Annotated in this window: 30 protein-coding genes; 25 read left to right on the top strand and 5 right to left on the bottom strand. The window is 59.5% G+C overall.

The annotated features are described in order from the left end of the window. Positions 1 to 630: 630 nt before the first annotated feature. The 3 genes from FG13_RS25755 to FG13_RS25745 all read right to left on the bottom strand — a co-directional run bounded on the left by FG13_RS25755 (position 631) and on the right by FG13_RS25745 (position 3,709). Positions 631 to 846 (bottom strand): hypothetical protein, encoded by a 216-nt coding sequence (locus FG13_RS25755; RefSeq protein WP_035825643.1) that lies wholly within the window; start codon positions 844 to 846, stop codon positions 631 to 633. Beyond that, positions 843 to 1,847 carry a phage portal protein gene (locus tag FG13_RS25750; protein WP_051959669.1) on the bottom strand — a complete coding sequence of 335 codons (1,005 nt, stop codon included), beginning with the start codon at positions 1,845 to 1,847 and terminating at the stop codon, positions 843 to 845. Before FG13_RS25750 ends, FG13_RS25755 begins: the two co-directional genes overlap by 4 nt. 62 nt (positions 1,848 to 1,909) lie before the next feature. Next, the gene (locus FG13_RS25745; RefSeq protein WP_035828751.1) at positions 1,910 to 3,709 is read right to left on the bottom strand and encodes a terminase ATPase subunit family protein; all 1,800 of its coding nucleotides are present in this window, start codon (positions 3,707 to 3,709) and stop codon (positions 1,910 to 1,912) included. Positions 3,710 to 3,845: 136 nt separating this feature from the next. Between FG13_RS25745 and FG13_RS25740 the strand changes: the two genes are divergently transcribed. The 11 genes from FG13_RS25740 (at position 3,846) to FG13_RS30285 (ending at position 10,234) form a co-directional block, all read left to right on the top strand. Then, positions 3,846 to 4,634, top strand: coding sequence for a GPO family capsid scaffolding protein (locus FG13_RS25740; protein WP_035825637.1), 789 nt, complete (start codon positions 3,846 to 3,848; stop codon positions 4,632 to 4,634). A 49-nt stretch (positions 4,635 to 4,683) separates the two neighbouring features. After that, on the top strand, positions 4,684 to 5,703 hold the full coding sequence (locus tag FG13_RS25735) for a phage major capsid protein, P2 family (RefSeq protein WP_035820855.1): 1,020 nt from the start codon (positions 4,684 to 4,686) through the stop codon (positions 5,701 to 5,703). Further along, the gene (gpM, locus tag FG13_RS25730) at positions 5,703 to 6,419 is read left to right on the top strand and encodes a phage terminase small subunit (protein ID WP_035825635.1); all 717 of its coding nucleotides are present in this window, start codon (positions 5,703 to 5,705) and stop codon (positions 6,417 to 6,419) included. The genes FG13_RS25735 and gpM overlap by 1 nt, the downstream gene beginning before the upstream one ends. Positions 6,420 to 6,514: 95 nt before the next feature. Further along, entirely contained in the window at positions 6,515 to 7,018 is a 504-nt protein-coding gene (locus FG13_RS25725; RefSeq protein ID WP_035825633.1) for a head completion/stabilization protein, read from the top strand. Continuing rightward, a complete protein-coding gene (locus FG13_RS25720) occupies positions 7,018 to 7,227 on the top strand; it encodes a tail protein X (protein WP_035825631.1) in 210 nt (69 codons plus the stop codon). Before FG13_RS25725 ends, FG13_RS25720 begins: the two co-directional genes overlap by 1 nt. Before the next feature lie 65 nt (positions 7,228 to 7,292). Then, positions 7,293 to 7,664 carry a hypothetical protein gene (locus tag FG13_RS25715; protein WP_035820867.1) on the top strand — a complete coding sequence of 124 codons (372 nt, stop codon included), beginning with the start codon at positions 7,293 to 7,295 and terminating at the stop codon, positions 7,662 to 7,664. Between the two features lie 8 nt (positions 7,665 to 7,672). After that, positions 7,673 to 8,224, top strand: a complete 552-nt coding sequence (locus tag FG13_RS25710; protein ID WP_200880315.1) for a glycoside hydrolase family 108 protein — start codon at positions 7,673 to 7,675, stop codon at positions 8,222 to 8,224. Next, positions 8,221 to 8,733 carry a lysis system i-spanin subunit Rz gene (locus FG13_RS25705; RefSeq protein ID WP_035825629.1) on the top strand — a complete coding sequence of 171 codons (513 nt, stop codon included), beginning with the start codon at positions 8,221 to 8,223 and terminating at the stop codon, positions 8,731 to 8,733. The genes FG13_RS25710 and FG13_RS25705 overlap by 4 nt, the downstream gene beginning before the upstream one ends. Continuing rightward, on the top strand, positions 8,717 to 9,205 hold the full coding sequence (locus tag FG13_RS25700) for a phage tail protein (RefSeq protein ID WP_035825628.1): 489 nt from the start codon (positions 8,717 to 8,719) through the stop codon (positions 9,203 to 9,205). Before FG13_RS25705 ends, FG13_RS25700 begins: the two co-directional genes overlap by 17 nt. Then, positions 9,202 to 9,669: a phage virion morphogenesis protein gene (locus FG13_RS25695; protein ID WP_035825627.1), complete on the top strand. Its 468-nt coding sequence runs from the start codon at positions 9,202 to 9,204 to the stop codon at positions 9,667 to 9,669. The genes FG13_RS25700 and FG13_RS25695 overlap by 4 nt, the downstream gene beginning before the upstream one ends. A gap of 259 nt (positions 9,670 to 9,928) precedes the next feature. Further along, on the top strand, positions 9,929 to 10,234 hold the full coding sequence (locus FG13_RS30285) for a DUF6968 family protein (protein ID WP_152598866.1): 306 nt from the start codon (positions 9,929 to 9,931) through the stop codon (positions 10,232 to 10,234). A gap of 25 nt (positions 10,235 to 10,259) precedes the next feature. Here FG13_RS30285 and FG13_RS30280 read toward each other — a convergent pair whose 3' ends face one another. After that, positions 10,260 to 11,198: a hypothetical protein gene (locus tag FG13_RS30280; RefSeq protein WP_152598865.1), complete on the bottom strand. Its 939-nt coding sequence runs from the start codon at positions 11,196 to 11,198 to the stop codon at positions 10,260 to 10,262. Between the two features lie 412 nt (positions 11,199 to 11,610). Between FG13_RS30280 and FG13_RS25690 the strand changes: the two genes are divergently transcribed. From FG13_RS25690 to FG13_RS25635, 13 genes are read left to right on the top strand one after another with little or no spacing between them, the layout of a single operon-like run. Further along, positions 11,611 to 12,255, top strand: a complete 645-nt coding sequence (locus FG13_RS25690) for a phage baseplate assembly protein V (protein ID WP_035825625.1) — start codon at positions 11,611 to 11,613, stop codon at positions 12,253 to 12,255. Beyond that, on the top strand, positions 12,252 to 12,596 hold the full coding sequence (locus FG13_RS25685; RefSeq protein WP_035825622.1) for a GPW/gp25 family protein: 345 nt from the start codon (positions 12,252 to 12,254) through the stop codon (positions 12,594 to 12,596). Before FG13_RS25690 ends, FG13_RS25685 begins: the two co-directional genes overlap by 4 nt. Next, entirely contained in the window at positions 12,593 to 13,504 is a 912-nt protein-coding gene (locus tag FG13_RS25680) for a baseplate assembly protein (protein ID WP_035825621.1), read from the top strand. Before FG13_RS25685 ends, FG13_RS25680 begins: the two co-directional genes overlap by 4 nt. After that, positions 13,497 to 14,117 (top strand): phage tail protein I, encoded by a 621-nt coding sequence (locus FG13_RS25675; RefSeq protein ID WP_200880314.1) that lies wholly within the window; start codon positions 13,497 to 13,499, stop codon positions 14,115 to 14,117. Before FG13_RS25680 ends, FG13_RS25675 begins: the two co-directional genes overlap by 8 nt. After that, positions 14,114 to 15,679, top strand: a complete 1,566-nt coding sequence (locus tag FG13_RS30755) for a phage tail protein (protein WP_051959460.1) — start codon at positions 14,114 to 14,116, stop codon at positions 15,677 to 15,679. The genes FG13_RS25675 and FG13_RS30755 overlap by 4 nt, the downstream gene beginning before the upstream one ends. A gap of 32 nt (positions 15,680 to 15,711) precedes the next feature. After that, complete coding sequence (locus FG13_RS25665) at positions 15,712 to 16,215, top strand: hypothetical protein (protein ID WP_161784213.1); 504 nt, start codon at positions 15,712 to 15,714, stop codon at positions 16,213 to 16,215. Positions 16,216 to 16,244: 29 nt separating this feature from the next. After that, positions 16,245 to 17,420: a phage tail sheath protein gene (locus FG13_RS25660; RefSeq protein ID WP_035825619.1), complete on the top strand. Its 1,176-nt coding sequence runs from the start codon at positions 16,245 to 16,247 to the stop codon at positions 17,418 to 17,420. 54 nt (positions 17,421 to 17,474) lie between these two features. Continuing rightward, the gene (locus tag FG13_RS25655; protein ID WP_035825616.1) at positions 17,475 to 17,984 is read left to right on the top strand and encodes a phage major tail tube protein; all 510 of its coding nucleotides are present in this window, start codon (positions 17,475 to 17,477) and stop codon (positions 17,982 to 17,984) included. 39 nt (positions 17,985 to 18,023) lie between these two features. Then, complete coding sequence (locus FG13_RS25650) at positions 18,024 to 18,332, top strand: phage tail assembly protein (RefSeq protein ID WP_035825611.1); 309 nt, start codon at positions 18,024 to 18,026, stop codon at positions 18,330 to 18,332. Positions 18,333 to 18,340: 8 nt separating this feature from the next. After that, on the top strand, positions 18,341 to 18,454 hold the full coding sequence (locus tag FG13_RS29725) for a GpE family phage tail protein (protein WP_071650284.1): 114 nt from the start codon (positions 18,341 to 18,343) through the stop codon (positions 18,452 to 18,454). A gap of 15 nt (positions 18,455 to 18,469) precedes the next feature. Beyond that, a complete protein-coding gene (locus FG13_RS25645) occupies positions 18,470 to 21,358 on the top strand; it encodes a phage tail protein (protein ID WP_152598863.1) in 2,889 nt (962 codons plus the stop codon). Positions 21,359 to 21,373: 15 nt separating this feature from the next. Further along, positions 21,374 to 21,982, top strand: coding sequence for a phage tail protein (locus FG13_RS25640; protein WP_035825607.1), 609 nt, complete (start codon positions 21,374 to 21,376; stop codon positions 21,980 to 21,982). Continuing rightward, positions 21,979 to 23,223 (top strand): phage late control D family protein, encoded by a 1,245-nt coding sequence (locus FG13_RS25635; protein WP_035825605.1) that lies wholly within the window; start codon positions 21,979 to 21,981, stop codon positions 23,221 to 23,223. Before FG13_RS25640 ends, FG13_RS25635 begins: the two co-directional genes overlap by 4 nt. A gap of 314 nt (positions 23,224 to 23,537) precedes the next feature. On the opposite strand, the gene FG13_RS30265 is transcribed toward FG13_RS25635, so the two are convergent. Further along, the gene (locus FG13_RS30265) at positions 23,538 to 24,005 is read right to left on the bottom strand and encodes a hypothetical protein (protein WP_152598862.1); all 468 of its coding nucleotides are present in this window, start codon (positions 24,003 to 24,005) and stop codon (positions 23,538 to 23,540) included. Between the two features lie 726 nt (positions 24,006 to 24,731). Here FG13_RS30265 and FG13_RS29720 point away from each other — a divergent pair. Continuing rightward, positions 24,732 to 26,015 (top strand): RelA/SpoT domain-containing protein, encoded by a 1,284-nt coding sequence (locus FG13_RS29720; RefSeq protein ID WP_081922862.1) that lies wholly within the window; start codon positions 24,732 to 24,734, stop codon positions 26,013 to 26,015. Positions 26,016 to 26,259 lie beyond the last annotated feature (244 nt).

Genomic DNA, 26,259 nt, shown 5'->3' with positions numbered 1-26,259 from the left:
AAATTATTGCCGATACAATAACATTAGCCGATTGAATATCCGATAGTCTGACCGTTGCACAATTAGTATTGGTGCCGGAGACGTCCACTGCTGGCTCCATATTAATTTGGCACTTAACGCAACCTTTTATATTTCGCGAGTAGCTCAGATCGATTCGGCCTATTTGAATGTCATGTCATGAGCACGGGGTTGAACTATGGTGTAGATGACACACAAGTTATCATCCCACTAAATGGCACCGAATCTACATAAGCCAAAGAGCTGCAATGCAGAACGCTAAAGCACAGAAACCGCACTTCCCGCGCGATCCATTATCTGAGCAAAAAAACCGCTCAAAGTGCGTCAAAATGCGTCAAATCGCGCGCCCCCTCTTTGCCCAGCAGCACCAGTCCTCATGCGCCTTCGGCCATGACGCAAATTTGAGTCAAAAGAGCCCTATATAGCGGGCAGGTGTGGAGGGGGGACAACTGCGCGCGCCGGGCCGAAACGGGCCTTTTTCTTACTCCAAGAGCAACATCAATCGTCGGGACGTGAAAAAGCCGCCTCGTGGGCGGCTTGTGCGGTGGCTGGGGCGCTCTGGCGCGGCTGGGCTGTCGCGGCCCCGCCCTACCGGCTATCGCGGCGTGGCGGTCATCCTGTGCGGCCGGCGCGGGCCTTGGCCGCCTGTTCCTTCTCGTAGTCGTCGCGGCAGTCCACGCCGCAGAACAGCAGCGCGGGCGCCAGCGCCTCGTCACAGTAGTGGCAGCAGCCATGCGCCACCAGGGCGGGACGGCCGCGCACGGCGGCCAGGCCTCGCGCCACTTCGGCGAAGATGATCTTGTCGGTATTGTCTACGTGGTCGCTCATTGCGCGCCCTCCTTGCCCAGGCCCAGGTCGTACGGGGCAAACTTCACCACTTCCACGCCGGCCCACTCGTTGATTGCCATGAACTGTGCCTGCAGCGGCACCAGCTCGTTGCGCGCGAAGACCCGCGCGGCCGGTTCCACGGCGCCAAAGCCACCGGCATTGTTGGGCAGGATGCCCATGAGCTGGGGCGGCACGCGGTGCGCGGCCAGCTGGTCGTCGCGCGTGACGCTCTTGATGTTGAAAAACTCGTCCTTGGCGGCCACGTCCGACACCGGCAGAATCTGGATGCCGTCCTTCTTGCCGTTCGGCGCGTACATGAACAGGTTGCGGAAGTTGCCCGGCCCCTTGCTGTCGCGCATGGCCTGGCGCAGGTTGTCCACGTCCTGGGTGTTGGCGGCGGCGTCCGTCATGTAGAACACGAAACCCGCGTGCGAGCCGTTCTTGTAGTACTTGCGGCGGAACAAAGTCGCCGCCTCGTTGAGCCAGGCCGACTGCAGCGCGCTCAGGTACTGGGGCACGCCGTACAGCTCCTGGTTCACGTCCGGTTCCATCAGGTGGAACACCCTGCCTTTGTCGAACTGGTGCACGGCCTGGTAACCGTTCACGAAAAAATAGGTATCCAGATCGACGCCGCGCCGCATGTACTTGGCCAGCGCATGCTGATAGCTTAGCGCCTTGCCGCTGCGGCTGGGCCGGTCTTCCAGGTAGGCATTGCCGAACGTCAGGAAGTCCAAGGCCATGCGTTTAAAAGCGTCGCGCGACAGGTACTTGCTGGGGATCAGGGTGGACGCCAGCACGTTAGCCTTGAAGTGGATCGCGCTGCTGTGGTGCACGCCGGCGTTGAATGACTTGGCCAGGCCAGCCAGGTTGACGGGCGGCTCATACCAGTGGCCGTTCTTCCAGCATTCGAAGCAGTCGAGGATGTCGGCGTGCTCGAGCACGGGCGTGGGGTCACCGAAGGAAAACGCCTCGATGCCGGCGGCGGCCGGCGCCGTGGCCATGGCCGCTGTTGATGGTGCGCCCAGGGCCTGCCGGCCGCGCGCGCGCAAGTGTCGTGCTTTGCTCAAGAATAAATCTCCATGAAAGAGTGGTGGTTGTCGGTGGTGCCTTCGAATGGCTCGTGATCGAGGGCGTGCATGCAGGCCCACGCCAGATCGGCGTGGCCGGTTTCGTCGCTGCGGCCGGCGACATAGGTCACGTGCCGCCCGCTTGGGGTGAGGGTCTTGTGGATGGCCATGAACGATTGCGCGATGTCCGTCCAGCCGGCGTCGAACTCCAGCCGCCCCTTGCTGATGATGTTTTTGGCTTTTAGCACCATGCGGGTTTTGACTTCGGGCGAGTAATTCAGGGCCGTGACTGCCGGGAAGAAGCCGCGCACGATAGGCAGCACGCCGATGCCCATGCCCGTGGTATCGATGCCGATGTATTCGACGTTGTAGCGCTGGGTCATCTGGCGGATGGCGTCGGCGTGGTCTTCGAAGCTCTGCCCGCGCCATTGGTGGCGCTCCAGGATGCGGAACTTGCCGCCGGCCGTCATGGGCGGCGCCAGCACCACGCAGCCGGCGCTGTCGCCGTTCAAGGCCGGGTCGTAGCCGATCCACACGGGCCGGTTGCCGAACGGGCGCAGGCCCAGCAACGGCTTGTAGTCGTCCCACTCCACCCAGGAATCGACCATGCAGCGCTGCAGCTCGGCCAGCGGGAAGACCGAGGCCGAGTCGTCAATAAAATTGCACATCAGCAGGTTGTCGAACTGGTCGGGGCTGTATTCGAAGTTGCGCAGCTCGTCGATGTCGAACAGGTTGCAGCCGCCGCGCTCGGCGTCGAGGATGGTGACGATCTGGCGCCAGATTTTGTCCTCGCCGGTAAAGCCCGACGAGAGGCGGCCGTGGCTCACATCGATGTTGACCTGGTCCACCTTGGCGCGGCGCTTGTTAAACAGCTCGCCCGTCCAGAACGGGTACGCCTGGTGCGTGGTCGAGGATGGCGTGGAGAAATACGTCTTGCGCCACTTCTTGTGAATGGCCATGCCCGAGGCCACCTTGTTCAACTCCTGGAAATTCTGTGTCCAGAAAAATTCATCGAAGTAGAAATTGCCGTGGTAGCCCTGGGCCGTGCGCGCGTTCGTGCCCAGGAAGTACAGGTGCGCGCCGTTCGGCAGCACGATGGGGTCGCCCGTCAGCTCGATGCCGGCCGCCTCGCGTGCAAATTGCACGATGTATTGCTTGAAGACGTGCGCCTGGCTTTTTGAGGCGGACAGGAAGATCTGGTTGCGGCCCGTCGCCATGGCGTCGGCCAGCGCCTCACGCGCGAAGTACCAGGTGGCGCCGATCTGGCGCGACTTGAGGATGGCGCGCGTGCGCTGGTCGCCGTTGCGGAACCAGACCTTTTGATAGTCGAAGAGCGAATCCTGGAAGGCGTCGAGTAGCTGGATTTTCTGCTCTTCGCTGAAGTCGTTGCGCGTCGGCTTTTTCTTCGGGCCGGCATTGCGGTTCGCCAGCGTGGGGTTGAGATCAACCTCATTGCCGCCCGGCTGCTCATAGCGCCGCACGCGCGCCATCTGCACGATGGTGCGCGCGAGTAAATCGATTTCCTTGTAATCGCTGCCGCTCTTGACCTCTTTTTCGATCAGCTTCACCAAGCGCAGCTCGGCCGACGCCTCGACGTGCTCGATGGCCTGCGCCTTGTCCCATTCGTCGCGCTCTTTCCAGCTATTGATGGTGCTGCGCTTGATCCCCAAGTGGCGGGCGATGGACGAAATGCGCCAGCCCTTCCAGTACAGGGCGCGCGCGGCACGGCGCGGCTCGGATTCGGGCACGGCCAGTTCGGCGATTATTTCTTCGGGTTTTTGTTCAATGACTAGCATGCCGCCAGCGTAGGCCGCGCGCGCGCGGAACGGGGAAAGGCAAAAGTCGCTATGGCCCATAGCAACCCGCCCCGCATTGAATCGCAGCGCCAAGACGTTGACCATGGCGTTATCCGATCAACCGAGAACGCCCACCATGTCCAAATCGAAATTCTTCCGCGTCGCCACCGAAGGCGCCACCACGGACGGCCGCAACATCGACCGCGCCACCATCGAGCAGATCGCCGCCACCTACAACCCGAAGACCTACGGCGCGCGCATCTGGCTCGAGCACATTCGCGGCATCCTGCCCGACAGCCAGTTCAAGGCTTACGGCGACGTGATCGCCGTCAAGGCCGAGGAAGTGGACACCGACAGCGGCAAGAAACTGGCCCTGTTCGCGCAGATCGAACCCACGCCGGAACTGGTGGCCATCAACAAGGCAAAACAAAAGCTGTACACCAGCCTGGAAATTCAGCCCGACTTTGCCGACTCGTCGCAGCCCTACCTGGTCGGCCTGGGCGTCACCGACAGCCCTGCCAGCCTGGGCACCGAAGCGCTGAAATTCTCCGCTGGCCGCAAGCAGCAAAGTGCCAACCTGTTTACCTCGGCCGTCGAGGTGACGCTGGAATTTGACGAGCCGCAAGGCACCAAGCTGGCCGACGCCGTCAAGAACCTGCTGTCGCGCTTCTCAAACAAATCCGGCAGCGACGCCGCGCAGTTCGCCGACATCAGCGAAGCCGTCGAGGCGCTGGCTGGCCACGTCGTCACCGTCAACGACAACTACGCCGACACCCTCAAGCGGCTCGATGCCGCGGAAAAGGCGCAGAAAACGACGCAGGAAGAGCTGGCCACCTTCAAGGCGCAAATGGACGAAGCGCCCGGCAACGGCCCGCGCCGCCCTGCCGCCACCGGCAACGATGGCGCCGTGCAGACCGAGTTTTAAGCGCCCACGCCATTCCACAACACCCCATTCAACAACGGAGCACTGATTCATGAAAAAGCAAACGCGCCAGGTATTTTCCCAATATGAAACCCGCCTGGGCCAACTGAACGACACGGACAACGTGGCCAAGACCTTCAGCGTCACGCCCAGCGTGCAGCAGAAGCTGGAAAACAAGATGCAGGAATCGAGCGAGTTCCTGTCGAAAGTGAACATCATCGGCGTGGGCGAGCAGGAAGGCGAAAAGCTGGGCCTGGGCGTCTCCGGCCCGATTGCCAGCCGCACCAACACCAAGGACAAGGAACGCGAAACGCGCGACCTGTCCACCATGGACAGCACGAAGTACCGCTGCGAACAAACCAACTTCGACACGCATTTGAGCTATGCCAAGCTGGACGCCTGGGCCAAGTTTCAGGACTTTCAATCGCGCGTCGCCAATGCCATCCTGACGCGCCAGGCGCTGGACCGCATCGTCATCGGTTTCAATGGCGTGAAAGTCATGGCCACCACCGACCTGGCCGCCAATCCGCTGCTGCAAGACGTCAATAAAGGCTGGCTGCAGCACCTGCGCGAACAGGCGCCCGAGCGCGTGCTGGGCCTGGTGGCCGCTGGCATGCCGGGCAAGGTCATCATCGGCGACGTGGACGGCGCAGACTATGCCAACCTGGACGCGGCCGTGACGGACGCCGTCAACCTGCTGGACCCGTGGTATCAGGAAGACACCAACCTGGTGGCCATCGTCGGGCGCAAGCTGTTGAATGACAAGTATTTCCCATTGGTCAACACCAAGCAGGCGCCCACGGAAACCTTGGCGGCCGACATCATCATCAGCCAGAAACGCATTGGCGGCTTGCCGGCCGCGCGCGTGCCCTACTTCCCAGACAACGCGATCCTCATCACGCGCTTCGACAATCTGTCGATCTACTTCCAGGACGGCGCGCGCCGCCGCCGCGTGTTCGACGAACCCAAGCGCGACCGCATCGAGAACTACGAGTCATCGAATGACGCCTACGTGATCGAAGACCTGGGCCTGGCCGCGCTGGTGGAAAACATCGAGCTGAAAGACAAGTGATGAGTAATCAATCACCTGCCCTGCGCCACCGCGCGCGCATGCTGGCCGAGCGCACGGCCGGCGCCGCCGCGCCGCAGGGTGTGACCACCGGCACAGCCTACGAAATGATGCTCTACAAGCTGGCCGACGACAGGCGCCGCCTGAAAGCCATCCAGTCGGTGGAACGCAAGATCGAGGTCAAGGCCACCTTGTTGCCGGATTACGCGCAATGGATTGACGGCGTGCTGGCCGGAGGCAAGGGCGCCCAGGATGACGTGTTCGCCACCTTGCTGGTATGGCACATCGACACGGGCGAGTACGCGCGCGCCCTGGTCATGGCCGAATACGCGCTGGCGCACAAGTTCACCTTGCCCGATACCTATAGCCGCGACATCGCCACCCTGATGCTGGACGAATTTGCCGAGGGCTTCCTGCACGGCAAGCTGGCCAGCGATCCGCAGCACGCGGCCCAGGTGCTGGGCACCGTCGAACAGTTGACGGCCGCCAGCGACGCGCCGGACCAGGCGCGCGCCAAGCTGCACAAGGCCATCGGCCTGGCCATGATCACCGTGCTGGACCAGGCCGACGACACGGACATCGCCCCGGCGCTGGTGGCGCAGGCGGAAACGGCCATGGGCCAGCTGAAACGTGCCCGCGCCCTGTCCGAGTCGTGCGGCGTCAAGAAAGATATGGAAAAGCTGGAACGGCGCATTAAGCGCGCGGCCGGTTCCACGTAAAGCGCATCCCCCGCAGCACGGCGGCACGGGGGAATTCTGGCTAATCCATCAGCCTGATGAACCCCGTCCACCGCCCCATTTTTGAAAGCGCCCGTATGTCCTTCATGGCCCTGCCCCCGTCAACCCAGCCTGGCACCGCCCCGGCGCCGCCGGCGCCTGCCGCCGGCATCATCGAGAACGACGGCTGGTTTCCCGACATCCTGCTTACCGATATGCGCGACGCCATGCGCCTCGATGGCACCGTCACCGACGCGCGCCTGGTGCAAGCCGTGGTCGATGCCATTTTGCACGTCAACCGCGAGCTGGCCGACTGGCAGGGCAAGCAGGCCGCAGCCGGTATTGCCGCCCTGGTCGACGTGCCGGCCACGCGCATCAACCGCGAATCCCGCCTGGTGGCGCAGTACCGGCGCGCCGTCTACAGCACGGCCAAAGCCGATCTGATCGAACGTTACCGCGACTACGACAGCACGGCCACCTCCGTCAGCGACAAGAAAAGCATGGAATGGCTGGACGAGGCGCCCGGCGCGCAGCGTCGCAACGCGCAATGGGCCATCGCCGATATGGTCGGCCGCACGCACCTCACCGTGGAATTGATCTGATGCAGGTGCGCACGCGGCAGCACGACACGGTAGACGCCCTGGTGTGGCGCTACCTGGGCGACGGCGCGGGATACGTCGAGCACACCCTGGAAATGAATCCCGCGCTGGCGCGCCACGGCGCCGTGCTGCCGGCGGGCCTGGTCGTCACCCTGCCCGAGCCGACGCCCAGCACGGGCCAGCTTGCTGACATCGTGCAGCTATGGGACTGATCCTGGCATTCACCCTTTTATCCATCATGAAAAATCTATCTAACTTTACCCCGGAGAATCAAGCAATGTCCGCAGAATCGTTTGGTGGTTTCGCCACCCTGGTCAAACTGTACGGCTTCAAGGCCGCGCTGGGCATGGTCGGCGCCGCCATGCTGTACATCGTGCTGCCGCCGTTGAACAGCGACGGCACCTTCAACAAGGGCGAATTCGTCGCCCGCCTGGCCTGCGCGGGCGTATTCTCGTGCCTGCTGGGCGGCACCGTGTACCAGCTCCTGTGCGCCCAGCTCCCCGCCATCGGCGCCATGGTCAACGCGTCCGCCATCGATCTGATCGTCGGCGCCCCCGGCTGGTGGGTATCGCGCGCCGTGGCCCTGTGGTTCCAGCGCCGCAGCGACAAGGACATCGCCGAGCTGGTCAAAGACGCGAAGGAGCATTGATGGTCACCATGGAAAACCCACTCATCGCGCGCATCATCGACGCCATCTTGCGCGCCGAAGGCGGTTATGTGAACGACACGCAAGACAAAGGCGGCGAAACCAATTACGGCATCACCGTGGCCGTGGCGCGCGCCAACGGCTACACGGGGCCGATGCGCGACCTGCCCGTGGCGGTGGCGCGCGCCATCTACACGGCGCGCTACATCACGGAACCCAAGTTCGACCAGGTGCTGGCTCTGCATGCCGGCATCGGCGCCGAACTGATCGACACGGGCGTGAACATGGGGCCGCACCGCGCGGCCGAGTTCCTGCAGCGCTGGCTGAACGGTTTCAATGACACGGGCGCACGCTATCCCATCCTGGTTGTCGATGGCCACCTGGGCGAACAGTCCCTAGGCGCGCTGGCCGCCTTCCTGAAATGGCGCGGCCAGGACGGCGCGGCCGTGCTGCTGCGCGCCTTGAACGGATTGCAGGCGGCGCGCTACCTGGAAATCACGGAAGCCAACAAGACCCAGCGCCGTTTCCTGTTCGGCTGGATCAAGGAACGGGTGGCCATGTGACCGCGACCACATGGCGCCCGCTGGCCGCCTGCCTGCTGTGCGGCGCCCTGGCGGGCTGGATGGCGCAGGGCTGGCGCAAGGACGCCAGCATCGCCGAACTGCAACGGCAGGCGGCCACCAGCAAGACCACCGCCGCCACCGCACTGGCCCAGGCCACGGCCCGCGTGCTCTCGCTGGAGCGCGCGGCCGGCGCCGCCCTGGCGCAGCGCGCCGACCACCTCACCCAGGAGCAAACCCATGCGAAAACTGAACGCGACCATTTCAATGCTGACGTGCGCAGCGGCGCTGTGCGCCTGTCAATCCCCATCGCCGGCGGCCAGTGCGCCGCAACTGCAGATACCTCCGCTGCCGCAGGCCATCGCCACCAAGCGCGCGCCGAACTTGACCCGGCGACTGCGGCAGCTCTTGACGCCATTGCCGGCGACGGCGACGACGCCACCCGCCAGCTGAACGCCTGCATCGACGCCTACAACACCGTGCGAGACACCTACCATGTACAAACCGAATAGCCTGCGCCAGCACTTAGCCGCCGCCATCCCCGACCTGCAGCGCGACCCCGACCGCCTGCTGGTTTTCGCCGACGAGGGCAACGTGGTGGCATCGGCCACCGCCTCCCTCTCCTTCGAATACCGCTTCAAGCTCAACCTGATCGTCACCGATTACGCGGGCGACGCCGACGCCATCATGGTGGCCCTGATCGCCTGGCTGAAAGTCCACCAGCTCGACCTGATGGCCAACGAGGAAACGCGCAAGCACGGCATCGCCTTCGAAGTCGATTTCAACAACCATGAAACGGTCGATATCTCGATCAAGCTGGACCTGACCGAACGCGTGGCCGTCAAGACCGGCGAGGCCGGCCGCCTGGACATCAAACACCTGGCCGAGATACAGCACATGCCGGCCTACGCGGACGAGTTCTGGAAGCTGTATAACGGCGACACCCTGCTGGCCGAATGGCGCACGCCCGAGGCCACGCCATGAGCGGCGACCTGCACGCGCTGGAAGCCTGGGCCGGCGCGCTGCTGGCCAAGCTGCAGCCAGCCCAGCGCCGCGCCATCAATCACAAGGTGGCCATCGACCTGCGCCGTAGCCAGGCGCAGCGCATCAAGGCCCAGCAGGGGCCGGATGGCACAGCCTACCCGGCGCGCAAGCGGCGCAAGGAATTCAAGGGGAAGAATGGACGGATCAAGCGGCAGAAGGCGGCCATGTTCGCCAAGATTCGTACCGCCAAACACCTGAAAGTAAAAGCGACCGGCGACCAGATAGAGGTCGGCTTTTTTGGCTGGGTGGCGCGTGTGGCGCATGTGCATCAGTTTGGCCAGCGAGACCGCTTGTCGAAAAAAGGGCCACTGCACAAGTACCCGGAGCGGCCGCTGTTGGGCTTGAATGAACCGGATCGGACGTTGATACGCGAATCGTTGCTGCGTCACATCGAAAAAAGCTAAGATACTCCAATGTAAACTTCAACTGACATTAGTTATCAAATGAGTTAAAGTTGTGTCGCATTGAACGCACCCAACCACCATTGGCATATAGGAAAGTTATCATTGAAATGGCTATCAATTATGATACAGCCTTAAAACATCACATCAAATAACTACTGAACATAAGTCGCACAGTCAGCATTGCACCATAAAAATATCAATCCCACAATAATTATAAAATTTATTAACTTACAACAATACCGAAAAGCAAGGATATCTTATGAAACGCGTTTTTTGTGCTACGGCGCCAGATGGAGAAAAATTTGATACTTTTTTGAGTATTGGCATTCCGCAACGTATGTCGGAAAACCATTGGAGCTGTGAGGTTTTTATAGATAAAATATTTAACGAGCCAAAAAATGTCGCTGGAGTCGATAGTTGGCATGCCATGCAACTAGCTATGAATATGATATATATGGAATTGAGAATACGTAAAAAATTTGGATGGGGTTTCTCTTGGTTTGACGGAGAGGAAGATGATCTTAAAAGCTTACTTCCCCCACTAGGGCAAAAAGCAGCCGATTAGATCCATCGGCTGCCTTTCAAAAAATTTAATAATATTTAGCGTAACATTCGTTCTCAAGATTGTACCAATATGCGGCCATAGCTTTTTCGAAGCACATCCGCGTACGATTTGCATTTTTGAGACCAACACATCCTTGAACCATTATTCCCCAAGTACGATAATATCCTGCAGTACAAGCAGCCATGCCAACAGGATCTCGAGCTTTTAAGATGTCGCTTGGGGCAACTCCACTTGGCAATGGGTCAGGCACTTGTAATGGGTCACCAAAGATAACTGGAACTATTACGAACCCACCTCCATCGAATGGTGAGTCAGGAAAAGGAGCAGTAATTTCAACTATTGGAATTTCAACATCAACTTCACGCTGTATTGAAATTTCACAGTTTCCCTTGATGCATTTTGAACTAGTTGGCATGGCATCCGAAGACAACTCCAATTCATTGGCAGCGGCGTACACGCGATTCAAGAAACTATTTGCAACGCGTTGGATGTAATTTTTTCTAACTTTTGTCGAACTAAAGACTAACGAAGGAATTCCCGTACGCTTTCTATCAAATGTAATATCTACCCCATTGTAGTTTATCAATCCTACACTTTTGCATCGAACCGATAAATATCGGCCTTCCGCAACACAAAAACTAACGGCTTCGTTAGTAAATGCAAGCCAACTTGCATCATACTTCTGACTAAAATTTCCAAATACTATTTCCGTTACCTTCCCGACCTTTTCCGGAATTTTTACACTTTCACATATCGCTGATTCTTGCCCTGAAAGACATAGTGCAACAACATTGTTTCCCGAATACTGCCCTGTATACCTATCGATGATTGGTTGCGGATTTTGTGCAACACTTGAAATTACAATATCTTGCAGATCTCCCTCTCGCTCATCCAATGAATTAGCAAGCGCACTTGAAAAGATAATATCTAAAATTACAATTAACACAACTAATATAGTTTTCACTCACTCTCCTTTGGCTTTCATTTTTGACAAACGAAAATTTATAGTACCTTACTATTGGATATCAAAAAATCACCAAAAATCACCGAACCAACATTTTCTCATGCAAAAAATAAGGTAAATTTAAATTTTTTCCTCTTAAATTACGCAAGTCAACCAAATAAAATATCACTTCGAAATTATTAAATCTTAATTTGAAATTTTTACGAAATTCATCTAAAAATGCCGCCCTGAACATAAATTCTATTGTGATAATAGATTATCAATGATGCTTCGTACGGGAAAAAATGACGGGGGATAGTGCATGAATATCAAGGAAATTCTAGAGGCATATCAAAGATTTCCATAGTCGCTAAGCCGCATATCAACCCGCCCCCGCGTGCATCCGAACGCGGACTTCGGCAACATGCACTGCATGAACGCCGACCTGTCCGACCTCCTCCGCTTGCTGCAAAACCTGATCCGCCTGGGCACCATCGCCGAGGTCAAAGGGGCCAAGGCGCGCGTACGGCTCGGGCCGACGCTCACCACCGAATGGCTGAAATGGGCCACGCGGCACGCCGGCAACACGCGCACCTGGTCGGCGCCGACAGTCGGCGAACAGGTGATCGTCTTTTCGCCGGGCGGAGACCTGACGCGCGGCATCATCCTGCCAGCGCTGTACTCGCAGGCGTTTGACGCGCCCGAAGCCAGCAACAGCATCCACACCACGCATTACCCCGACGGCGCCGTGGTGCAGTATGACCATGCGGCCCATGCCCTGACGGCCACGCTACCCGGCGGCACTGCCATCATCACCGCCGACAAGGTCACGTCGAACGCACCGAGCACCATTTGCACGGGCGACCTGATCGTCACGAAAAACCTGATCGTCAACGGCGCCACCGCCCTGAACGGCGGCGTGAACGCCAAGGCTGGCGCCGCTGGCGGCGTGGCCATGGCCGTGCAAGGGACGATCAAAGCCAGCGAAGACGTGCTGGCCGGTGCCATCAGCCTGGCAAAGCATCCGCACGGCGGCGTCCGGGCCGGCAGCGACCAGTCGGGCGGGCCACAAGCATGATGGGCATGCACGCCGCCAACGGGCGCAGCCTGACGGGCCTGGGCCACCTGCGCCAGTCGATAACCGACATTCTCACGACGCCAATCGGCTCGCGCATCCGGCGCCGACGCTATGGCTCCGAAGTGCCCGAGCTGATCGACCAGCCCCTGAACAGCGCGACGCAATTGCGCATCTACGCGGCCACCGCCTTTGCCCTGCGCCGCTGGGAGCCGCGTTTGCAGCTCGCCAGCGTGCAGCTCACGCGCGACACGGACGGCGCCATCGCCCTGCTGCTCGACGGCACAGCGAATGGCCAGGGCATCACCCTGTCCGTGCCCGTCAAGCAAGGCGGCGGCGTATGAGCACGCCCATCGACCTGACCCAATTGCCCGCGCCCAGCGTGGTCGAAGTGCTGGACTTCGAAGCCATCCTGGCCAGCCGCAAGACGCACCTGGTCAGCCTGCTGCCGGAAGCCGAGCGCGCGGCCGTCACGGCCCTGCTGGAGCTGGAATCGGAACCGGCCACCAAACTGCTGGAAGAGAACAGCTATCAAGAAACCATCCTGCGCAACCGCGTCAACGAGGCGGGCAAGGCCGTCATGCTGGCCTTTGCCCTCGACGGCGACCTGGACCAGTTGGGCGCCAACGTGAACGTGGCGCGCCTGGTCATCACGCCGGCAAATCCCAACGCTCTGCCGCCCGTGGCCGCCGTCATGGAAGACAACGACGCCTACCGCCTGCGCATCCAGGAAGCGCCGGACGGCCTGTCCGTGGCCGGCCCGAAAGCCTCGTATGAATTTCACGCCCGCAGTGCGGACGGCCAGGTCAAGGACGCGAGCGCCACCAGCCCGGCGCCGGCCAGCGTCACCGTCACGGTGCTGGCCAATGATGCCACCGGCATCGCTAGCGCCGACCTGTTGGCCACCGTGGCGCGCGCGCTTAACGCCGAGGAAGTGCGCCCCCTGGGCGACCGCCTGACGGTGCAAGCCGCCCAGGTCATCGACTACCAGATCGAGGCCACCTTGTTTATCGGCGTCGGCCCGGAAGTGCCGATTTTGCTGGACGCCGCGCACGCCAACGCCGTGCGCGTGTCGCAGCCGCGCCGTCCGCTGGGCCACAGCATCTACCGTTCCGCCTGCAGCGCCGCCGTCCACGTCGAGGGCGTGCGCAAGGTCATCTTGAACAGCCCGGCAGCGGACATCGAACTGAACGCCACCCAGGCCGCGCGCTGCACGGCCATTAAGCTCAATGTCGTGGTGCTCGATGAATAAGGTTGTGCCGACCCTGCCGCCCAATACCACGGCGCTGGAACGCGCCATTGCCGTGGCCTGCGCCGAGCTGGTCAACGTGCCCGTGCCGCTGCGCGACCTGTGGAACGCCGACCGCTGCCCGGTCAATCTGCTGCCGTTTCTTGCCTGGGCCTGTTCCGTGGACCGCTGGGACGACGCCTGGCCCGAATCGACCAAGCGCGGCGCCATCAAAGCGGCCTATTTCATCCACAAGCACAAGGGCACGATTGCCGCCGTGCGCCGCGTGGTGGAGTCCCTGGGCTACCTGATCCGCATCACCGAATGGTGGCAGACCACGCCACCGGGCGTGCCGGGCACGTTCCGCCTCGACGTGGGCGTGCTGGACACGGGCATCACGGACGCCATGTTTCAGGAAATGGAACGCCTGATTGCCGACGCCAAGCCCGTCAGCCGTCACATGACGGGCCTGGCCATTTATCTGGAAAGCCGTGGCAACGTCTACACGGGCGCTTGCGCGTACCACGGCGACAGCATGACCGTGTATCCCTGGATCGCGGAAACCATCGAAGTGCGCGGCACGCTGTTGCAGGCCGGCGCATCCCATACCATCGACACCCTGACCATCTATCCATGAGCACATACTTTGCCATCCTGACCGAAGTGGGCGAGGCCAAGCTGGCCAACGCCATCGCCCTGGGTCAAACCCTGAAACTGAAAAACCTGGCCGTGGGCGACGGTAACGGCAATCTGCCCATGCCATCGCGCACGCAAAAGGCGCTGGTGCGCGAGGTGCGCCGCGCCGGCCTGAATCAGCTGACGGTCGACCCGGCCAATGCCAGCCAGATCATCGTCGAGCAAGTCTTGCCCGAGAATGTGGGCGGCTGGTGGATACGCGAAATCGGTATCTACGACGAGGCCGGTGACCTGTGCGCCGTGGCCAACTGCCCGCCCAGCTACAAACCAGTGATGGCCGAGGGCAGCGCACGCACGCAAGTGGTACGCATCGTGCTGATCGTCGCCAGTACGGCCGCCATCGAGCTGAAAATCGACCCGTCCATCATTCTGGCCACGCGCAAGTATGTCGATGACCAGGACATTACCGTGCGTGCCTACAGCGATGCGCAACTGGCCAAGCACCTGGCGGCTCTTGACCCGCACCCGCTACTGGCCAAGGTCGCCTATGTCGATCAGCAAGACACCAGCGCACGCGCCTATGGCGATCAGCAACTGGCCAAGCATCAGGCTGCTGCAGACCCGCATCCGCTCCTGGCAAAAGTCACCTACGTCGATCAACAGGACACCAGTGCACGCACCTATGGCGATCAGCAACTGGCCAAGCACCAGGCGGCCGCCGACCCGCACCCGCTCCTGGCAAAAGTTACCTACGTCGATCAGCAAGACACCAGCGCACGCACCTATGGCGACCAGCAACTGGCCAAGCACCAGGCGGCCGCCGACCCGCACCCGCAATACAGCATGAAGGAAGTACCAACGCTGGCAAAATTTGACGCGTCTAAAAAGCTGGCCAATGCTGAGTTTGTGCAGCAGGAACTGGGGAACCTTTCAGGTATTTCGGCTTTTCCTAATTCGCGCACGCTGGCCGCCGCCGATTTTGGCAAGGCTTTCTATTTCAACAACGGTTCCATCATGGCGACCCTGCCCCGTCCCGACAGTCTCGGCACCGGCCAGATCATCGGCCGCAAGGTCACATTCTTTGGTTTCAACAAGATCGATGGCACCGTCGCCCCGGCCGCCAACGCATTGCTTCGCTATGACGTTGCAAACATCGCATCAATACTCGTGAAGTTCGGCCAGTCAGTATCGTTGGTCGCTATCGCGGCGGATACATGGCAAGTCATCGATTCAACTGCAGAGCTGTGGCGCAACGCTGATTTTGCTGGCGAGCTTGGCGTATTAAGAAATTGGCGGCGCCTTCCGAATGGCGATATTGAACAATGGGGAACCATCGCAGGATCCGCCAGCATGGCGCCGTTCACCCCGAACCTGACGTTTCCCATCGCATTCCCGAATGCCTGCCGCGCCATCACGGTGCAGTGCATGAATGAACTGTCGTCGGCTGGTTACAGCGGTCGCACGACAGACAAAACACTCTCACGCACCGGCGCGTGGGTTTCCAACTCCAACGGCGTGACTGCCGTTCCCGACGTTCTCTGCTGGCGCGCGATTGGCAACTGAGCATGACATCCACTATCGAAAGCGAGTCCACTATGTTTTTTTCAAACAGTACGCGCGGCTTCTATCCGGAGCAAATGCGTGCCGATTACGATGCCGCCGGCACGTGGCCAGATGATGCCGTCGAAGTATCGCCCGACGACGAAGCGCGCTTGCGCGACGCCATCGCCGCGTGCGCAGCCATCCGCATGACGACCGGCGGAAAGTGGAAAATCACCGCCGCCCCGCCACCGCCGTTTGCCGTGCTGGCAGCGCCCTACCTGGCCAGCGTGCGCCAGACGCGCGACGCCATCCTCAACCGCTTGGCCGGCATCGGCTTTGCCGCCATGGCCGACGGCGACGCCGACACGGTGCAAGCCATCGCGGCGGCGCGCGCCTGGCTGCTCGACATCACCATCTGCCCGACGGTTGCCGCAGCGCAGGACATCGAGGCGCTGCAAGCGGCCGTCAACGCCGAATACGCGCGCATCGCAGCCACCCTGTCCGGCGAGGCGCGGCGCGCCTTCGATGATACCGCCGGCATGGCATCCACTCAGTAACGCCCATTCACCACCTACAGGAGAGCCACATGGCAACCGACTACCACCATGGCGTGCGCGTCATTGAAATCAACGAGGGTTCGCGCCCCATCCGCACCGTGTCCACGGCCGTGCTGGGCCTGATCGCCACGGCCGATGACGCCGACCCGGCAGCGTTCCCGCTCGACACGCCCGTGCTCGTCACCAACGTGCTGGCCGCCATGGGCAAGGCCGGCAAGACGGGCACCTTGTACCGCGCACTGGAAGCGATTGCCGCGCAGACCAAGCCTCTGACCGTCGTGGTGCGCGTGGCGGAAGGCGAAACCGAAGCGGAAACCACCAGCAACGCCGTGGGCGGCGTGTCGCCCGATGGCAAGTACCTGGGCGCCAAGGCGCTGCTGGCCGCGCAAAGCAAACTCGGCGTGAAGCCGCGCATCCTGGGCGCGCCGGGCCTGGACACCCAGGCTGTCACCAATGCCCTGGCCAGCGTGGCACAGCGCCTGCGCGGCTTCGTGTATGCATCCGCCTATGGCTGCGCCACCGTCCCGGCGGCCATCGCATATCGCGGCCAGTTCGGCCAGCGCGAAGTCATGATCATCTGGCCGGACTTCGTAAACTGGAATACGGCCGTCGACGAGGAGGCCAGCATTTCCGCTATCGCTTACGCCATGGGCCTGCGCGCCAAGATCGACGAGGAAACGGGGTGGCACAAGACCTTGTCCAACGTGGTCGTCAATGGCCCGACCGGCATCACCAAGGACGTGTTTTTCGACCTGCAAGACCCGGCCACCGATGCCGGCGTACTCAACGCCAAGGAAGTGACGACCCTGATCAACATGGGCGGCTACCGATTCTGGGGTTCGCGCACCTGCGAGGCGCCGGGCGGTTTCTTCTATTTCGAGAGCTACACGCGCACGGCCCAGGTGCTGGCCGACACCATCGCCGAGGCGCACTTCGCCTATGTCGATGTGCCCTTGCACCCGTCGCTGGTGCGCGATCTGCTGGAAAGCATCAACGCCAAGTTCCGCGACCTGAAATTGCAGGGCTACATCATCGACGGCCAGGCCTGGTATGACGAGCAGTACAACGACAAGACAGGGCTGAAAGACGGGAAGCTGGCCATCGACTACGACTACACGCCCGTGCCGCCGTTGGAAAACCTGCGCTTCCAGCAGCGCATCACCGACCGCTACCTGGCCGACTTCGCCTCGCGCATTGCCGCCTAAGCGCCACCACCCTGCCCGCGCCCGCGCGGGCGCAACTGGACAACGGAGAACACTATGGGCATGCCCCACAAACTCAAGCAATTCAACGTATTTCAAAACGGCGTGCTGTTCATGGGCATGGTGCCCGAAATCACCTTGCCCAAGTTGAGCCGCAAGATGGAAGAGTACCGCGCCGGCGGCATGAGCGGCCCCGTGTCCGTGGACTTCGGCAACGAGGCGCTGTCGCTGGAATGGAGCGGCGGCGGCCTGATCGCCGAAGCATTGAAGCAATACGGTTCCCACTCGCACGGTGCCGTGATGCTGCGCTTTGCCGGTGCTTATCAAAATGACGAGGACGGCAACGTCGCCGCCGTCGAGGTCGTCGTGCGCGGCCGCTACAAGGAAATCGACATGGGCGGCGCCAAGATGGGCGACGACACCACCCATAAATACACAATGGCTTGCAGCTACTACAAGCTGATGATCGACGGCGCCACGGTCATCGAACTGGACTTCATGAGCGGCATCGAGAACATCGGCGGCGTCGATACCAATGCCGCCATCCGCAAGGCCAGCGGCCTGTAATCCCTTTTTTATTCACTCCCCACACACAAGGACAACACCATGAACACCGAAAACAACAATCAAGCCGTCATCGAACTGGACGAACCGATCAAACGCGGCGACGGCTTCATCACCTCGCTGACCGTGCGCAAACCCAAGGCGGGCGCCCTGCGCGGCATTTCCCTGATCGAGCTGGGCAACCTGAACGTGTCGGCCCTGCAGATCGTGCTGCCGCGCATCACCGAGCCGACCTTGACCGCGCACGACGTGGCCAACATGGACCCGGCCGACCTGCTGGCCGTAGGCGTCGAGGTTGCCGTTTTTTTGGCGAGCAAAGCCGATCGCCTTTCGGTATCCCCGGCGAAGTAGAAGACGCCATGGCCGACATTGCCGGCGTCTTCCACTGGACGCCCGCAGCGATGGACGGCTTTACGATTGATGAACTGATGGCCTGGCGCGAACGCGCCAGGCAGCGAAGCGGAGCGGAATAGATGGCTGGTCGGGATTTGAAGTTACAGGTAGTGTTTGCAGCGCTGGACAAAATCACCGGCCCGCTGAAAAAAATCATGGGCGGTTCCAGCGAGACGGCCAAGGCCTTGAAGGCCACCAGCGACCGCTTGCGCGAGCTGAACACCCAGCAGAAAAACATCAGCAAGTTCCGCGAGCTGCACGGTGGCCTGGACGCCACCCGCACCAAGCTGGAAGCGGCCCAGCAGAAGGTGGCCAGCCTGGCCACCAAAATGAAACAGACGGAGGCGCCCACCCGCGCCATGACGCGCGAGTTTAACGCCGCCGTCAAAGCGGCCGGCGCCTTGAAGACGGCCGGCCAGCAGCAGGCCCAGCAACTGCAGGTCATGCGCGAGCGCCTGGGCGCCGCCGGCATCGGCACCAAAGACCTGGCCAACCACGAGCGCACCTTGCGCCGCGAGATCGAAGCCACCAACAAAACCATGACGCTGCAGCAGCAGAAGCTGGCCAATGCAGCCGCCAAGCAGCAGCGCGTCACCAACGCCACCCAGCATGCCGACAAGCTGCGCAACAAGGCGGGCAACCTGGCCATGGCCGGCGCGGGCGCGACCGCCACGGGCGCTGTCATCGGCGCACCCGTCGTCAAGGGACTGAACGAGGCCAAGCACTATCAAACGGAAGTGGGCCGCGTCAACGCCCTGGGCCTGGGCGACAAAGTGTCAGCCGAGGCCGTTGCCTTTGCGCGCAACATGAAAACCTACGGCACCAGTCAGCTCGACAACCTGCAGCTCATGCGCGACGGCATGAGCGCCTTTGCCGACGTCCACCACGCGGAAATGGTCGCTCCTACCCTGGCCAAGATGAAATTTGCCAATCACGCCTTCTTTGGCGAGGCCGAGGGCGCCGACAACGAACGCAAGTTCATGGACATGCTCAAGGTGATCGAGCTGCGCGGCGGCCTGGAGAGCAAGGAAAAGTTTGAAGCCCAGGCCAATATCGTGCAGCAGGTCATCACCGCCACGGGCGGGCGCGTGGGCCCGAATGAATGGCTGAATATGATCAAGACGGGCGGCATCGCGGCCAAGGGCTTGAAGGATGATGCCTTTTACTACCAGATGGAACCGCTGGTGCAGGAAATGAGCGGCAACCGCGTCGGCACGTCGCTGATGAGCGCCTACCAGAACTTGTACCAGGGTCGCACCACCAAGCGTTCAGCCCGAAAACTGGAAGAGTTCGGCCTGATCGGCGACAAGAGCAAGGTCAAGCACGACAAGGCCGGGCAAGTCTCGTTCCTCGATCCCGGCGCGCTGCTGGGCGCCGAGCTGTTCCGCGAAAACCAGTTCGAATGGCTGGAAAAGGTGCTGTTGCCGCAACTGGCCAAGAAAGGCATCACGGAAAAGAAACAGGTTCTCGATGCCATCGGCAGCATCTTTTCCAACCGCACCGCGTCGAACCTGTACTCGCAGATGTATTTGCAGCGCGTGCAAATCCACAAAAACGAAAAGCTCAACCGTGGCGCCGCAGATATTGGTCAACTGGACAAGCTGGGCCGCGACTCGGCCGCCGGCAAGGAACTGGAGGCGCAATCGAAGCTGGCCAACTTGAAACTGACCATGGGCGAGAAAATCCTGCCGCTGTACGCCCAGGGGCTGGAACTGGCGATTTCCGCCGTCACGCGCCTGAACGGTTTCATGGAACGCAACCCGACCGTGGCCAAGGTCATGATTACCGCGTTTGCCGTGCTGGCCGGCCTGCTGCTGGTGCTCGGCCCGCTGATGCTGGGCATTGCCGCACTGGTCGGCCCTTACGCCATGCTGCACGTCATGTTCGCCAAAATCGGTATCAAGGGCGGCGTGCTCACGCCGATCCTGCGCGGCCTGGGTGGCGCCTTCATGTGGGCCGGCCGCGCCGTGCTGTGGCTGGGCCGCGCACTTTTGATGACCCCGATTGGCATCGCCATCACGGTCATCGCCGGCGCCGCCTTCCTGATCTATAAATACTGGGAGCCAATCAAGGGTTTCTTTACAGGCATCTGGTCGCACGTCAAGACGGCATTTGCCAGCGGTATTGGCGGCGTCAGCGCCCTGATCGTCAACTGGTCGCCGCTGGGCCTGTTCTATCGCGCCTTCGCGGGCGTGCTGGGCTGGTTCGGCATTGCGCTGCCCGCCAGGTTCAGCGACTTCGGCAGCGGCCTGCTGCGCCGCATGGCCAGCGGCATCACCAGCAGCTTGAACGTCATCTATCAATGCTGGGAGCCGGTCAAGACGTTCTTTGCCGGCGTGTGGCCGCAGCTCAAGGCGACGTGTGCCGGCGGCCTAGCGGGTATCAGCGCGCTGATTATCAACTGGTCACCCGTCGGGGTGTTCTATCAGGCATTCGCGGGCGTGTTGAGCTGGTTCGGCATCAAGCTGCCGGCGCAGTTCACGGAGTTCGGCGCCAACATCCTGCGCGGCCTGGTCAACGGCATCACGGGTTCCATGGGCGCCGTCAAGGACGCCATCAGCAACGCCGGTTCCAGCACCATTGCCTGGTTCAAGGAAAAGCTGGGCATCCACAGCCCAAGCCGCGTGTTTGCCCAGCTCGGCGACTACACCATGCAGGGCCTGGCCGTGGGCCTGGACCGCAGCGAGGGCGCGCCGATTGCCAAGGTATCCGGCCTGGCGCAGCGCCTGACGCAACTGGGCGCGGGCATTGCCATCGGCACGGCCACGGCGTTACCCGCCAGCGCGTTCGACACGCGCGCCCCGCTGTCCCAGGGCGGGTTCGGCGCCGGCATGACGATTCAGGGCGACAAGATCGAAATCACCTTCCATGTGCAGGCCGGCACCGATCCGCAGGCCATCGCGCGCGCCGTGAGTATGGCGCTCGATCAGCGCGACCGCGAAAAGGCGGCACGCATCCGCTCGTCCCTGCGCGACCACGATTAAGAAGGAATAACCACCATGATGATGATTTTAGGAATGTTCGTTTTCAGCCTGCCGACCCTGGCCTATCACGAGCTGCAGCGGCAAACAGAATGGAAGCACGCCAGCACGGCCCGCGTGGGCCTGCGCGACGCGCACCAGTATGTGGGGCCAGGCGACGACACCATCACCCTGTCGGGCTGGGTGGCGCCGGAACTGACCGGCTCCCTGTACTCGCTCGATGCGCTGCGCATGATGGCCGACACGGGTAAATCGTGGATTTTGATCCAGGGCACAGGCCGCATTCTCGGCTCGTACCGCATCACCAGCATGACCGAGGGGCGCAGCATCCTGGACGGCAGCGGCGGCGCGCGGCGCGTCGAGTTCTCGATTGCGCTCAAGCGCGATGACGACGGCGTGCTGGCCATGGTCGGCCTGGGCGACATCGGCGACCTGAAAAACATGCTCAGCATCGACGGCATGACCAGCAGCATCGCCGGCGCGGCCAGGAATGCCGTGGGCAGCGTGGTGGGCAATGTGGTCGGCGGCATCACGTCGAAATACGGCGGCGTGGTCAGCGAAATGAAGGACAAGATCGGCGGCAGCATCAGCGGCGCCATCGGCAGCGCGGCGGACAAGTTCAAATGAGCGAGCATATCCCCGCCTTCAAGGTCAGCATCGAGGACAAGGATTTGACGGCCATCGTTTCACCGCGGCTAATCAATTTGACGTTGACCCTGTGCCGTGGCGACGAGAGCGACCAGCTCGATATTTCCCTGGACGACAGCGACGGCAAGCTGGCCATGCCGCCGCGCGGCGCGCAGATCGCCCTGGCGCTGGGCTGGCAATCGTCCGGCCTGGTGGACATGGGCAAATTCACCGTCGACGAGGTGGAGCACAGCGGCGCGCCCGACACCATCACCCTGCGCGCCAGGTCGGCCAACCTGATCGACACCTTCAAGCAGCAGCAGGAACACAGCTTTCACAAGACCACCCTGGGCGCCATCATCGAGGCCATCGCCTTTCGCAACGAGCTGGCGTCGGGCGTGTCGGCGCGCCTGCGCGACACCGCCATCGAGCACATCGACCAAACGCACGAGAGCGACGCGGCCTTCCTGCGCCGGCTGGGCAGGAAATACGACGCGGTGGCCACCGTCAAGAACGACACCCTGCTGTTCATCCCCATCAACCAGAGCCGCACCGCCAGCGGCAAGGCGCTGCCCATGATTCCCATCACGCGCGCCCTGGGCGACGGCCACCGCTACCACAGCGCCGAAAGCGACGCCTACACGGGCGTGCGCGCCTTCTGGCACGACGAACGCTACGCACGCCGCCGCAGCGTCGTGGCAGGCGTGCCGGGCAACAGCAAGCGCCTGCGCACCACCTTCGCCAACGAAACGGACGCGCGCGCGGCAGCCGTGGCCGAATGGCAGCGCATCCTGCGCGGCCTGGCCACCTTTGAAATGAGCCTGGCCCTTGGCAACCCGGCCGTATTCCCGCAATCGCCCGTGACCGTGACAGGCTTCAAGCCCGAGATCGACGCCACCGAATGGCTATCGGTCAAGGTCACGCACAGCCTGGGCGGCAGCGGCTTTACCACGCGCGTGGAATTTGAAACGAAGACGGAAGCAGTCGAGGCCGAGCGCGAGGACGAGAAAGACCCGGACGAAGGTATCACTGGCGTGGTGGCGAAGTGGAAGGACGTGGCGGCGAAAAAGAAAAAGGCGGGGCAGGAGCAGGCTGGCGCCACGGGCACGCTCAAGACGCTGGAACATCTTTATCAGAGCAGGCAGGCGGCAAAGCGGGCGGCCCTGCAGGCTTGGAAGAATATCGAGGAAGTACGGGAGATCATCCGCGAAAACAGCGAGGAACCGTGGAAGCCTCCGTGAGCTGCAGCCGGCGAAAATGCGATATAAATATACCGCATTTATCTGGAATCAACGGCTGCTATCGCCCCAAAACGGGCAGTTTTACGTTAGTTCGCATAAGACATCAACAGAAACGAGTTCAACGTTTAAATTCTTTCAATTCCGACTTCCCTATTGCAAGTTAAGGCTGAGCAACGCCGGAGAGGAGTACTTGCTTCCAATCCTTCAAACTTGCCAAGAAAATTTCCAAAATCACATGAAATAGCCAAATCCTAGCAGTCGACATAAACTATGAAATGACCTAAATTTTAGACATTACTACGGCCAACAGCGCTTCATTCCTCACGTTGATATTTGAATGCTTGGGCATACATCATGATCTCGCATTTACTGTCCACTGCAACGTCCCAAGATGCATTTTTGACTAGCTGATACTGCAGCGCATTCATCTCCTGCCACACTTGGTCCTGTTGCCACCTGCGGCTATCGATACCCTTAAAATAAAGGTACATGTCGCGGCACATAGGTGAATAGCAGAACGCATAATCACCGATTGGTTCGATAGAAACCAATACGTGTTTTTCATCGCAGTAGCGTTTCGCTTGGTCGCGATCACCACTGCCAATCAAGGTCTTACTTCGAAAATGCAATCCAAACTGCTGTCCGAACCAGGCATCTGCAAGTTCGTGTAGTTCGGGAGAAGTGTCTCTCGGTTGCCGTGCAATGTTTAGAAAGGGATTGACTAGTACGCCTTGCTTCTCTGGTAGTTCGCTCAGACGATGAGATCGAAAAATTTTCTTCATGAATACCTTTAGATTGGTTACAAGTATGGTCGGCTTAGACTCTTTGGATTGAGCTGATTTTTTCCTTTTGAACTTCATGTCAACTTAGCGCAGTTTTGATTTATTCACCGCGTTTGAGGGGCAGGCCTGCCATTCCGACACAGCCCAAGCTATGCGAACCCCGAGCTGAAGTCTCTGCGTAAGCTCAGCGTCATTACGCATACGCAGCATAGTTAGACGAGCCACATTGGTAATTAATATATCATAGTTGCTTTGAGCCTATACCCCAAGGCTGAGATCGCGTCCGAATGGCAAACTTGGTCCCGCTAGCCTATCATCACCCGCGTGGGATTTGAGACGAAGCCGGAAGCGGTCTGGGTCAAGCGCGAGGAAAAAAAGGGAAGACCCGGACGAAGGCATCACAAGCATGGTGGCCAAGTGAAGAACGTGGTGGCGAAATAGAAAAAGGCGAAGCAGGAGCTTGCTAGGGGTACAGGAACGCTCAAGACGTTGGAGCATCGTAAAGAGCAAGCGCTGTAAAACAAGCCGCCCCGCATACGTGGATGCAAGAATCAAATTTTTAAAAATCTCACAAAATAGTATAGTTAAAACCAATAAAATTTAGACGAAATATTAACAAAATAAGAAAGTCAATCTTTCCAGCAAGTTGACCAATATCACTCGACCAATCATACTGATGAGTGAAAATTATTGAAAATCGTTTTATACACACATACGGAGTTTCTCTTGGATCTGGTTTCGGATTTTATTAAAAGATACGGAAAAGAATTTGATTTTTACGAGCAAGCGTGTCGGCTAGCGGCTCAACTTATTGATTCCAATTTACAATCGGCGGGCGTTAGAGCAATCGTAACTTCAAGGGCGAAGAGCATACGACCACTTGAAGCTAAAGTGCGCCATCGCCAAGTCAAAAAACAGTATGATAGTATCGAGAGAATCTATGAGGATGTAGCTGACTTAGCAGGTGTAAGAGTAGCACTTTACTTCCCCGGACAGAGAAAAGAAGTCAATTCTTTCATTAAATCTCTATTTACAATAATAGAAGAACCAAAAGAGTTTCCAGATAAAGCACCATCAAGCTACATGAAGAGATTTTCTGGTTATGGTGCGACGCATTATCGAGTGCAAATCAAAGAGGAAAATCTAACTAGTTCTCAAATTCGATTTTCAAATGCAAAGATAGAAATACAGGTAGCATCTGTCCTAATGCATGCATGGTCTGAAGTAGAGCATGATCTCGTGTACAAACCTATGCAGGGCACACTATCCGAAGATGAATATGCGATTCTTGATGAGCTAAACGGACTGGTTCTTGCTGGCGAAATTGCTTTAGAACGGCTACAGCGAGCGATGGAACGCAGAGTCTCGGAGCATGGTAGAAAATACTCCACTCATTATGACCTTGCAGCCTCACTTGTGGACATGGCACGAGAAAAATTCGACGTTAGAAACTTCGACGAGCATCAAGTCGGAAGGGTTGACCTGCTTTTTGAATTGTTAAACGAATTGAGCCTCAACACACCAGATCATATTAGGAGCTATGTTTCTGCCTTTCATTTTGATCTTGATCGGCGCCCATTAGCGGAGCAAGTAATCGATCAAGTAATCGCTGGAAATTCTGATCGCTATATGGTGTTTGAAAAAATTCGAACAATAGGAATGTCTACTTTCGCAACCATCTCCAGCGAGGAAGCGATCAAGAAAAGACATGAATCCGCTAGCAAATTCATAAAATTATGGGTGGATTTAGAAGTATTTATTAATAATTATGCAGAAATCAACGGCGCAGCACGCCTATCCCCACTACGTGTATTAAGAATTTTAAATAAAGATATTCCACCAGATATTTTGATGCACATATCCGAATTAGGCAGATTTAGAAATCAATTAGTGCATGGGAAAGAACCATTTGATTTTGAAACTATTGACTTGTACACAGAAGATATTAAAAAGGCAACAAAAGAACTACACGAATTCTTGCAAGATGCAGAACCTCCTCCCATAAAATAATTCTAAATAAATAATCTGCAAGGTCGAGGGTCAGATCTGCCATTCCGACACAGGCCCAGCTATGCGAACCCCAAAGCTGAAGTCGCTGCGTAAGCTGGGCGTCAATACACATAAGCAGCATAGTTAATCGAGCCGTATCGACAATTAATGGATCACCGTTTCTGTGAGTCTGGACGTCAAGGCTGAGATCGTGACCGAATGGCAGACCTGACCCCGCTGCCACAAGACGTTGGAGCATCTTTAC

The sequence above is a fragment of the Janthinobacterium sp. RA13 genome, assembly GCF_000745325.1.
Taxonomy (GTDB): Bacteria; Pseudomonadota; Gammaproteobacteria; order Burkholderiales; family Burkholderiaceae_D; genus Janthinobacterium; species Janthinobacterium rivuli.
The sequence above is the reverse complement of the archived record's forward strand: the minus strand, read 5'-3'. Positions and strand labels throughout refer to the sequence as shown.